Here is an 11,636-nt window from a genome sequence, read left to right on the forward strand (position 1 = left end):
ATATTTATAAAAAATGAAGATTATATTATTTTAAATTAATTATAATTTATAATTTAAGTATTGACATTTTTTATCAATATGTTATAATTTAATCATTAAAAAACAGGTGGAGATTTTATATGTTTAGTTTGTCACTACACTACACTACACTACACTACACTACACTACACTACACTAACGCCGCATTATAAATTTTTTCGGCGATTTTTTCATTGCAAAACTAAAGAATTATTTGAAACATTTAAACGCTTTCTCTTGCGTAAATCACAACTAAATATTGAAGGCGATATTTTATGAAAAATAAAAAATCGTTATTTAATACTTTATTTGAATTGTATTATTTAAATATTTACAATAAATTAAAAACAATAATAAAAAATAAAATATTTCTAATTTCTTTTATATTTATAATTTTTGTTTATATCGTAAAAATCATATTAATATCGTTTACTACTTTAATAGACGATGAGGCTTATTATGTTTTATGGACAAATCATTTGCCGTTTGGTTTTTTCGACCATGGAGCGGGAATAGCTTATTTCCTTAAATTAAGTTTAACGATTTTCGGTTATAACGGATTTGGAGTGAGAATAGGAAGCGTTATATTTTCAATTTTGGTTTCCGTATTTTTGTATAAGTTTATAAGAAATGAAAGAGACGAAAACTCCGCTATAATTTCGATAATATTATTTAATATAATCCCATTCTTTTCTGGGCTTTCTTTGATAGTTACGATAGATACTCCAATGTTTTATTTTATTATATTTTCTATAATAGCTTATTACAAAAGTATTTTTTACGATAAGAAATATTTTTATTTGTCGGGAGCTTTAATTGGATTTTCAATATTATCTAAAATAAATTCCGTATTTATAATATTTTCAATTTTAGTTTTTATATTGTTTTCTTCAAAACGAAGGGAAATATTTTTATCAGTAGAATTCTATTTATCATTTTTAATTATAATTATTTTCTGTTTGCCTTTTATAGTTTATATTATTGATACAAATTTTGCTCCCATTATTTATATAATAAAAAGACTTGGCAAATCAGGAAGTATAAACGGGACTTTAGATTTTTGGGGCACTCAAATCGGTTTATTTAGTCCTTTATTTTTTATATTATTCGTCTATTTGATAATTAAAACTGCAGTTAAATATATTAAAAAAGAAACTTCCGAAAAAGATTTTTATTTTGCATTTATATCGTTAATTCCATTTTTATACATATTGCAAAAATCTTTTAAAAATAAACTTGAGGCAAATTGGGCTTTGTTTATGTATGCGGGCGGATTATTTTTAGTTTCGTTTTTTATCTCTCAAAATTGGCATAAAAGATATATAAGAAATTTATTTTTTGGAAATATAATTTTTTGTATGACGGCAATATCTATAATAATTATTCAATATTTTATTCCAATAATTCCTATAAAAGGCGACCCAACTGACAGATATTTTAATTATAACGCTATAAGGTATGATATTAAAGATTATTATAAAAATAGTATGAATAAAGATATTAGAATTTTTTCGCTTAATTATCAAATTCCTTCGATGATTAATTTTTATGTCAAGCCCGAAAAGGAAGCAGTTTGTTTGAATTGGGACACTTATCATCCAACTTCTTTTGATTTTTGGTATAATGATAAAGATTTTATAGGCAATGATTTTTATTATATTTCTACTTCGGATAATACCGATTTAATTTCTCAATATTTTGAAGAGTGCGAATATATTACAAATTTTCAATCGAAGCGAAAAACATTAAACGGAAAAATCAGACTGTTGGACAACTATCATATATTTTTATGCAAGAATTACAAAGGCAGAGGAATAGATTATATTTATAAAAACGAAAAAATAAAATTTTAATCTATTCTTATTTATAATTTAATATTGACTTATAAATCTAAAAGTATATACTAATAAATATATATTTAATTAAGGAATTAATATGTTTCAAAAAGCTAAAATTTTTAATAACGGACATTCTCAAGCCGTTCGTTTGCCAAAAGAATTTCGTTTTGAAAGCAAAGAGGTTATTATTCGCAAAGTTGAAAATGGAGTTTTGCTTATGTCGCAAGATAAAAATATATGGAAAAATTGGTTTGATAATTTGGAGGAATTTTCAGAAGATTTTACAAAAATTTTAGATAGCAGAGAAATTAATCAAAATAATCAAAAACGAGAGGATTTATTTTGAAAAAATTAATGCTTGACACTAATATTTGTATTTACATTATTAAAAATAAACCGTTAAATGTTAGAAAAAAATTTGAAAGTTATAATTTTGGCGAAATTGCAATATCGAGCATTACAGTTTCCGAGCTTTATTACGGAGCTTATAAAAGTTCTAAACAAGAGCAAAATTTATTAAGTTTGAATAATTTTTTATCTCCGTTTAATATTATAGAATTTGATATAGAATGCGCTTTAGCTTATGGAAAGATAAGAGCGGAACTTGAAAATAAAGGACAAATAATAGGTTGTATGGATATGCTTATCGCTTCTTGCTCGCTTGCGAAAAATTTTACCCTTATTACAAACAATATAAAAGAATTTAAGCGTATAAAAGGTTTGAAAGTTGAGAATTGGATTTAATAAATAATCTTTTATTGAATAAATATTTTTTATACTATATTATACTTATTAAAGAATTAAGCGGTATTATAATTTATGAAGTTATTTTTATTAATTCCAATATTATTTTTTTTATTATCATGCTTGTCAATTCCGAAAGCCGATTTGAAAGACGATAATTCTCAAAATTGGATTGAAAATATTAAAAATAAAACCGTTATAGACGAATACGAAAATATTTATAGATTTAATTATAAAGCCGATATGAATGTATTTGCCTATGGTTATTATTCTAAAGCTATAAAATATAAACTATTTAAAATAAAAAACGACAGAGCTTTTTATTATACGATTACGAGTTTAAAAAGTTATATAATGACAGTTTTGCCGAATTTTAATCTTTATGAAATCAACTCAAGCAAAAGTTTATTTAATTTGTTAAATCAAAATAAATATTTCGACAATAATTTTAAGAATAAAAATATTTATATAGCGATAGGATTGATATTAAAAAATAATATTTTATATATAGCAAAAAATTATTCTTCCGCTTATAAAGATAAACTTAATTTATGGTTTGAAAATAACGGATATTTTAAAAATGAAGAATGGTATCCGATTTTAAATGCCGATTGGAATTCATATCCTCTGCCAACCGAAGACGATATTGATTGGGATAATCTATATATGCTTGGAGAGATTATTTAAATATGTATTATATGTAGTATAAAATTGCCTATATAGTTATAATAATCTATGTAAAATAAGTAAATATAGTTATTTCTTTTTATTCCAATTTTATTTAAATATTTTATTATTTGTTATAATTAAAGTTAATAAAAAAATATAATTAAATTTTTGGAGAATAATTAAAATGGAAAATAGTATTTTATATAATAATAATGTAGAAGATAATATAAAAAAATCTAAAAAGTCAAAAGTGGCAAAAAAGAAAATAGGCGAACTCTATTCGGGAATTTCGCATGGAGCGGGAGCTTTACTTTCGATTGCGGGCTTTGTCCTTATGATTATAAAAGTTTATAGTAATAAAAATGCCATTCTTCCCGTGATAATTTACGGAGTCGGAATAATACTTTTATATACTTTCAGTTCTTTATATCATTTTCTGCCAAACGGAAAAGCTAAAAATATTTTTCGTAAATTTGACCATATAAGCATATATGTTTTTATAGCGGCGACTTATACGCCATTATGCGTTTTTTCACTTCCAAGAAATATTGGACTTTTGATTTTAACAGTTATATGGACATGCGCAATAATCGGCGTTATATCAAATACAATTTTAATTTATAAAAGTCCAATTCTTACGATAATTTTGTATATTTCAATGGGTTGGATAATAGCGTTTGCTTTTAAACCTTTGCTTCAAGAATTTGAAATATTAAAATTAAATTGGCTAATTTGGGGCGGAATATTTTACACAATAGGAGCTTTTTTATACGCTTTGGGAAAAAAGTTTAATGATAAGACAAAACAATTTACTCATGATATTTTTCATATATTTGTTTTAATGGGTTCATTTTCTCATTATTGGTTTTTATATAGATATGTTATAGCTTGAGTTTAACTACAAACTCATAAAATCGTATCAAATTTATTTTTTTAATAACCTCACTAAAATTTTCTATTGAAAAATATATATTAATACAATATACTAAAAAATAGTAATAAAAATACTTGAGGTTTAAAGTATGAGAAAAATTAAAAACAATAATGACAAAAAAGATAATTTACTTTCGCTCGGCAAATCATATTGCAAAAATAAAGAATACGAAAAAGCTATAAAAACTCTTTTAGAATTTGCAAAATTAAATCCTAATAACTCCGAATGCTTATATTATTTAGGGCGTTCGTATAATGAAACAGACGAATACGATAAAGCGATAAAATATTTATTAAAGTCTATAAAATTAAATTCAAACGATTATATTGCTTTGCATTGGTTGGGACGCTCATATTTTGAAAATGACGAATATAAAAAGGCAATAAAATATTTATCGAAAGCTATAAAATTAAATAGCAAAAATAAAACCGTAGAACCTTATAACGATTATAGTTTATATTGGCTTGGTTGTTCATATTGTAAAAATAATCAATTTAGAGAGGCAATAAATACTTTGTCTAAATTAATAAAATTAGAGCCAAAGGAATATCTTAACTTTCATTGGTTAGGATGTTCTTATTATGGAAATGAAGAATACGATAAAGCAATAGAATATTTACTAAAAGCGATTGAATTAAATCCTGACGATTTTTTAAATTTTCATTGGTTAGGTTGCTCATATTTTGAAATTGGAGATTATAAAAATGCTATAAAAATTTTATTAAAATCCATAGAATTGAATTTTGATTATTATCCTAATTATAATTGGCTTGGTTGTTCGTATTACGAAATCGGAGAATATAAACAAGCTATAAAATCTCTTAAAAGAGCGTTAGAATTAAATAAAGAAGATAGCAGTAATTGGTATTGGTTAATTCTTTCGTATCATAAAAATAAACAATTTGAAAATGCAATTAAATGTTATATCGAAGCTATAGAATTTAACAATAAAAACGAATATAAAGAAACTCTCAAATCGTTATTAAATGATATTGGTTTTAATGAAAATAATGCAAATAGTTGGGTTGTTTTAGGACATTTATATAATAAAGATAAACGGTATGCGGACGCTATAAAATGTTTTTTGAAAGCGATTGAATTAAACAAAAATGAATATAATTATTTTGAGTGGCTTGGAATTTCCTATTGTAAAAATAAGCAATATAAAGAGGCGATAGAAAATTTATTAAAATCTATTGAATCAAAATCTGACAATTTTTCGACTTGGTTTTGGCTTGGAGCTTCTTATTATGAAAGTTTTCAATATAAACAAGCGGTAGAATCTTTATTAAAATCTTTAGAATTAAACCCAAGTAAAGAAGCTAAAGACGATATAGAATATTTATTAAGAGAAATTGGCAATTCTTATTTTCAAATCGGAGAATATGAAAATTCTATAAATCTATGTTCTAAAGCGATTGAATTAAACAATAATAATTATCTTAATTGGCAACTTTTGGGAAGCATTTTCTTTGAAACGAAACAATTTCAAAACGGCGTGAAAGCTTTTTTAAGAGCTATGATATTAAACGAAAATGAAGAATATAAAAAGTTTATAGAACAAATATTAAAAAATATCGGTTTTGATATTAATAACCCTGAAAATTTGAGCGGTTTGGGTTATTATTATTTTGAAATTGGAAAATATGAAGAAGCTATAAAATATTTATTAAAAGCTGTCGAATCAAACAATAACGATAGCAAATCTTGGCAATGGCTTGGTTGTTCTTATCATGAAAGCAAACAATACGAAGAAGCGATTAAATCGTTATTAAAAGCAATCGAATTAAACCCAAGCGATAGTAAAAATTTTCAATGGTTAGGCGGCTCGTATCTTCAAAATAAAAATTATAAAGAATCTATAAATTCCTTAATTAAAGCGATTGAATTAGACGCTAAAAATTCTACGGAAGATTTTACGAATTATTTTATATTGGGGAAAGCGTATTTTGAAAATAATCAATATAAAGAATCTATAGAGAGTTTTTTGAAAGCAGTAGAATTAAACCCTTCAAATCATTTTAATTGGCAATGGCTTGGAATTTCTTACAATAAAAACGGAGAATTTGAAAAATCGATTGAAGCGTTAATTAAAGCTAACGAATTAAATTCGGAAGATGTCGGTAATTGGTATTGGCTCGGCATCTCTTATAATAAAAGCAAACAATACGAAAAAGCAATTGAATCTTTTAATAAAACTATCGAATTAGAACCTGAAAACGATAATCATTATTATTGGCTTGGAAATACTTATTATAAAATATGCGATTATGAGGAAGCTATAAAATATTTATCAAAAGCGATTGAAATTAATCAAAATAGTTCTATTAATTATAAATGGCTTGGGATGGCTTATTATACAATTGAAAAATATAAAGAAGCTTCGGAAAATCTTTTAAAATCGTCTTTATTATTAGATAGCGATTTTGAAACTTGGCGATTTTTAGGCAATTCTTATTTATTATTGAAAGATTATTATAACGCTTTTCATTCTTTTGAAAAAGGAATTGATTTTAATAAAGGTATTGAGATTAATTCAAATAATGATTATATTTTAAAAGAATCTGGAATTGATATTAATGATTCGTCCGCTATAGTCGTAATTAATGATAGTTCTATATTAAATAATTATGGCGTGGTTTTGGCTAATCTTAATAGAATTGAAGAAGCTAAAAAATATTTTGAAAAAGCTTTAGAGATAAATCCTAATAATGAAATGGCTAAAGATAATCTTAATAATTTAAATTCGTATTTGGATATTGAGAATTTGCATATACAAAAATAGAGTAGGGGAGTATATTAAATTTTTTAAATTTTGACAAATAAAATTATTCTGTTATAATATTTTTATGATTAAAAAAGATTTTATTGTATTAAACGACTATTTTATGCGGTTTCTTTTGGCAAAAGAAGATAGTCAAAATATTTTGAAAGATTTAATTAATTCCGTTAGAATTGATGCAGGACAAGAACCTTTTGAAGAAATTATAATTTTGAACACTTTTAATTTAAAGGAATCAATAAACGGTAAAGAAAGTATTGTTGATGTGAGAGCGAAAACTAAAAACGGCGAAACTGTAATTATTGAAATTCAAAGAGCGGGAAATAAGGCTTTTATTTATCGAGGAATTTATTATTGGGCAAAAAGTTATGCCGCGAATTTGAAAAAGAGTAAAAAATATGACGATTTAAATCCCGTAATAAGTATAAACATAGTCGATTTTAATTTAACGGAAAATAAAGACAAACCGCATAGTTGCTATTTTATAAAAGAATTTGATACAAACGAAATATTAACAAACCATTTTGAAATGCATTTTCTTGAATTAAAAAAATTTAATGAAAAATCAAAATTATACGAACCGCTTTCAGATTGGTTTAAATTTTTAAGTATAAAAGAAAATTTGGAGGATAAAATGAAAGTATTAGTTGAAAAAAATCCCATAATGAAAGAAATTTATGACAAATACAATAAGTTTGTAAAAGACGATAATTTAACCGAAGGCTATACCGAGTGGGAGGAGAATTATTTTAAAATGCTAACTTTAAGCGAAGAGAGATTACAAGGTAGACTTGAGGAAAAAGAAGCAATGGCAACTGCAATGAAAAAAGACGGAGCGGATATTAACCTAATCTCAAAATATACAGGCTTAACCATAGACGAAATTAAAAAACTTTAGTCCGTTATAGAATTTAAAATTTTCAAGTTGATAATCGCCAAACTATTTTATAAATCTACTAAATTAAATACTTGCAATTAATATACAAATACATTATAATAAAAAATAGTAGAATATAGGAGTAATAAATGCAAGAAACTAATAAAAACGAAAAAGATTTACTTTCGATTGGGAAATCTTATTTTGAAAAGAAAGATTATCAAAACGCTATAAAAACTTTTTCAAAAGCTACGAAATTACAACCTGATAATATTGATAATTGGTTTTGGTTAGGACAATCTCATTTAAGAATTATGCAATATAAACAAGCTATAAAATCTTTTAAAAAAGCTTTTGAATTAAATCCTAATAATAAATCAATATTAAATTTATTAGAGTCAACATATTTAGCGGACGAACAATATAAAAAAGTTATAAAATTATGTTTGGAAGCTATAGAAAAAGAGCCTAACAGCTATCATTATTGGCGACTTCTTGGCAAAGCGTATTATTTTAATAATCAACCTAAAAAAGCCATAGCCACATACTTAAAAGCCATCGAATTTAATTCTAAAGACCCTATTATTTGGGATAGCATTGGTTTAATTTATGAAGAAAACGGACAACATAAAGAGGCTTTAGATTTTTTTGCAAAAGCCATAAAATTATCTCCTAAAAATAGCGGTTATTGGTTTAATATTGGCAATGCATATTTTGGCGATAAGCAATATAAAAAATCTATATAAGCCTATTTAAAATCTATTGAATTAGAAGACGAAGAGCTTATAAAAAATCAAAGAAAATTATTATTAAAACATAGAGGTTTTGATTATGACGATGCGAGCAGTTGGTTAACTATAGGGAAATACTATTATCTTGATAAGGAATATAAAAATGTTATAAAATGTCTTTTAAAATCCTATCAATTAGGAGGCAATAATTTTGAAACTTGGTATTATATTGGCAATTCGTATTTATATTTAAAAGATTATTCTAACGCCATTAATTATTACGAAAAAGGAATTGAAATTAATTCTAACGATTGCGATATATTAAATAATTATGGCGTGGCTTTGGCAAAAATTAATAAAATCGAGGAAGCTAAAAAATATTTTAATAAAGCATTAAGGATAAATTCTAAACATAAAACTGCAAAATATAATATTGAAAATTTGAATTCTTTAAATATTGAAGGCTTATTTATTGAAGATAGTATGGCAAATTTATTAAAAACGATTATGATATAATATAGATTGAAAAATAAAAGAATATGAAAGGAGGAAAAATAATGTCAAAAGAATTTGATATAACAAAAATAAAAAATTGTGATGAGTATTGTAAAAAAAATATAGTTATGGACGAAGAAAAAGATATTTTGCATAATATACATGAAAATGTAAAAAAGTCGGAGTTTAAGGATTATGAAGCGTTGAGAAAATATTTAATTGATAATCCCGTTCGCAGTGTAGTGTATGACGATAGAATGGAAATGCGACCAAGTTGCGTAGCACGGCTTGATTGTTTAGTTCAGGCGTATGATGACGATATAGTCGAAGGGCAAAAAACGATAGAAAATTTTAATTGGGATGTGGAACAACAGATAATAATTTGGCGAGGCGGTTTTTAATCAAATTAAAAATAAAATTTTTCAAAAATAAAAAATTTATTTTATATATAATATATATTATAATAAAAAAGGAAAATTAATATTAATGACTAAATAAAAGTAGGGTAGCGGTAAACTTAATAAAATTGTTTATAATTATATATAATTAAATTATAAAATATAAATTAAAATAAAAAGGAGATTTTTATGGCAGAATTAAAAATATATTGCGTAAATAGAAATGTTACAAAACCGTTAGAGGTTATTACCATTAAAAGCAAACACATGGATAATATTTATAAAGGACTTAACACTTTACAGCATAGTAGAGAGTTGATAAAAGTATCGAGAGATAATTATAAATTGCTTTTTATAGCTCCTTATCCTTACGCTCATTTACTTTCGGCTAATATAATTTTTGACGATGATTATAGCCGTTATAGTAAAAAAGAAGAAAATAAAATAAAATTAGAAATCCATACTTTTGCAGGCACTGATTATTGGGAAGAAGCGGTATTTAAAAATTGCCAAATGAAAATAGAATATGTGGATATAGAAAATGCAGATTTGCCTAAAGAATATACGGAACATTTACGCATACATAAAAAACATTTGAAAGGAGAATAAAAATGAATTTTGAATGGACTAACTTTTACATGGAATTTGCTAACGAATTATTAAAGTATAAAGATAATCGTAAAGAACTAATTGATAAAATGAAATTAATCAAAGATATTAATATTTCAAAAATAACAATGGGAGACGATATAGCCCCTTTTAGTATCTTTGCATTATTTAATTATCAAGGAATTGCACACCATAAAAAAATAAATATACTTAAAAGTATAAAAAACGAATTCAAAATTGAAGTCGAAACGCCGAAAAATTTTGATGGTATTCCAGCAATGAATATATATAAATTACGCTTTTTTGATACTCAAGGGCAACAAGCAAAAATAGATATTGAGAATTTATGGAATATTTTTGAAGCCTCTATTAATTACGCTGATAATAATACCAATGAAAATAGAGAGGCATTTATTAAATATTACAATTTGGCAAAAGATATAAAAGGCGTTAATTGGAGTTTAACAATGGGACTTTTTTGGATACGCCCATTTAAGTATGTAAATTTAGATAAAACAAATAGAGAATATATAAAATTTAAACTGCCAAATCATAGTCAAAATATAAAACAACTTCCTAACGGTAAAGAATATATTAATTTATGCGATAATTTGCTTGAAGATATAAAAAATATTAATATTAAAGATTTCCCAGAATTATCTTATAAAGCTTGGCAATTTTCAAAATATGATAAAAATAAATTCTTACAAGAAGTTTATATGACCGATAAAGAATACGATAAACTTAAAAATTTAATACTTGATAAGAAAAATATTATATTGCAAGGTTCGGCGGGAGTAGGTAAGTCTTACGCTGCAAAAAGATTGGCATATTCTATAATCGGAGAAAAAGATAACGAAAGAGTAAAAATGATACAATTTCATCAAAGTTATTCTTATGAAGATTTTATTATGGGTTATCGTCCAAATGAAAACGGTTTTGAATTGAAAGAAGGAGTTTTTTATAAATTCTGCGAAGATGCAAGAAATGACGAAGGAAACGATTATTTTTTAATCATAGACGAAATAAACAGAGGAAATATAAGCAAAATTTTTGGCGAATTATTTATGTTAATCGAAAACGATAAAAGAGGCGAGGAATACGCTTTAGAATTGGTTTATAAAGACGATGAAAAATTTTTTGTCCCAGAAAATCTTTATATAATAGGTTTAATGAATACCGCAGATAGAAGTTTGGCAATGTTGGATTATGCTTTGAGAAGAAGATTTATATTTATAGATATAGAGCCAGCTTTTAATAAACCTCAATTTAGAAAAGATTTGGAAAGTAAAAATATTGATAAAGATTTAATAAATAAAATAATCGAAAAATTTACAAAATTAAACGAAACAATTAAAAACGATAAAACATTAGGCAAAGGTTATACTATCGGACATAGTTATTTTTGTAATAGAAAAAATTTGAGTAAAGAAGATTACGAAGATATTATAAATTATGAAATAGCGCCGACTTTAAGGGAATATTGGTTTGATAACGAAGATAAAGCTGAAAAAGAAATAAAAGAATTATTAAATATTTGA

Annotated in this window: 12 protein-coding genes; all 12 read left to right on the top strand. The window is 24.8% G+C overall.

Annotated elements, in window-relative coordinates:
- Window positions 1–293: 293 nt before the first annotated feature.
- The 12 genes from EPJ79_RS01840 to EPJ79_RS01895 all read left to right on the top strand — a co-directional run bounded on the left by EPJ79_RS01840 (window position 294) and on the right by EPJ79_RS01895 (window position 11,636).
- On the top strand, window positions 294–1,871 hold the full coding sequence (locus tag EPJ79_RS01840) for a glycosyltransferase family 39 protein (RefSeq protein ID WP_147738229.1): 1,578 nt from the start codon (window positions 294–296) through the stop codon (window positions 1,869–1,871).
- An 82-nt stretch (window positions 1,872–1,953) separates the two neighbouring features.
- On the top strand, window positions 1,954–2,202 hold the full coding sequence (locus EPJ79_RS01845; protein WP_147738230.1) for an antitoxin: 249 nt from the start codon (window positions 1,954–1,956) through the stop codon (window positions 2,200–2,202).
- Window positions 2,199–2,600 carry a type II toxin-antitoxin system tRNA(fMet)-specific endonuclease VapC gene (vapC, locus tag EPJ79_RS01850; RefSeq protein ID WP_147738231.1) on the top strand — a complete coding sequence of 134 codons (402 nt, stop codon included), beginning with the start codon at window positions 2,199–2,201 and terminating at the stop codon, window positions 2,598–2,600. The genes EPJ79_RS01845 and vapC overlap by 4 nt, the downstream gene beginning before the upstream one ends.
- A 75-nt stretch (window positions 2,601–2,675) precedes the next feature.
- Window positions 2,676–3,287: a hypothetical protein gene (locus EPJ79_RS01855; RefSeq protein ID WP_147738232.1), complete on the top strand. Its 612-nt coding sequence runs from the start codon at window positions 2,676–2,678 to the stop codon at window positions 3,285–3,287.
- 166 nt (window positions 3,288–3,453) lie between these two features.
- Window positions 3,454–4,161 carry a PAQR family membrane homeostasis protein TrhA gene (gene trhA / locus EPJ79_RS01860; RefSeq protein WP_147525616.1) on the top strand — a complete coding sequence of 236 codons (708 nt, stop codon included), beginning with the start codon at window positions 3,454–3,456 and terminating at the stop codon, window positions 4,159–4,161.
- A 130-nt stretch (window positions 4,162–4,291) separates the two neighbouring features.
- Window positions 4,292–6,988 carry a tetratricopeptide repeat protein gene (locus tag EPJ79_RS01865; protein ID WP_147738233.1) on the top strand — a complete coding sequence of 899 codons (2,697 nt, stop codon included), beginning with the start codon at window positions 4,292–4,294 and terminating at the stop codon, window positions 6,986–6,988.
- A 64-nt stretch (window positions 6,989–7,052) separates the two neighbouring features.
- Window positions 7,053–7,883 (top strand): Rpn family recombination-promoting nuclease/putative transposase, encoded by an 831-nt coding sequence (locus EPJ79_RS01870; protein WP_147738234.1) that lies wholly within the window; start codon window positions 7,053–7,055, stop codon window positions 7,881–7,883.
- Window positions 7,884–8,011: 128 nt separating this feature from the next.
- On the top strand, window positions 8,012–8,608 hold the full coding sequence (locus EPJ79_RS01875) for a tetratricopeptide repeat protein (RefSeq protein ID WP_147738235.1): 597 nt from the start codon (window positions 8,012–8,014) through the stop codon (window positions 8,606–8,608).
- Window positions 8,609–8,647: 39 nt separating this feature from the next.
- On the top strand, window positions 8,648–9,109 hold the full coding sequence (locus EPJ79_RS11870; protein ID WP_338134183.1) for a tetratricopeptide repeat protein: 462 nt from the start codon (window positions 8,648–8,650) through the stop codon (window positions 9,107–9,109).
- A 41-nt stretch (window positions 9,110–9,150) separates the two neighbouring features.
- Complete coding sequence (locus tag EPJ79_RS01885) at window positions 9,151–9,489, top strand: hypothetical protein (RefSeq protein ID WP_147738237.1); 339 nt, start codon at window positions 9,151–9,153, stop codon at window positions 9,487–9,489.
- A gap of 186 nt (window positions 9,490–9,675) precedes the next feature.
- Window positions 9,676–10,095: a hypothetical protein gene (locus tag EPJ79_RS01890; protein WP_147559681.1), complete on the top strand. Its 420-nt coding sequence runs from the start codon at window positions 9,676–9,678 to the stop codon at window positions 10,093–10,095.
- Window positions 10,096–10,097: 2 nt separating this feature from the next.
- Complete coding sequence (locus EPJ79_RS01895) at window positions 10,098–11,636, top strand: AAA family ATPase (RefSeq protein WP_147738238.1); 1,539 nt, start codon at window positions 10,098–10,100, stop codon at window positions 11,634–11,636.

Source organism: Brachyspira aalborgi, from assembly GCF_008016455.1.
GTDB classification, from domain to species: domain Bacteria; phylum Spirochaetota; class Brachyspiria; order Brachyspirales; family Brachyspiraceae; genus Brachyspira; species Brachyspira aalborgi.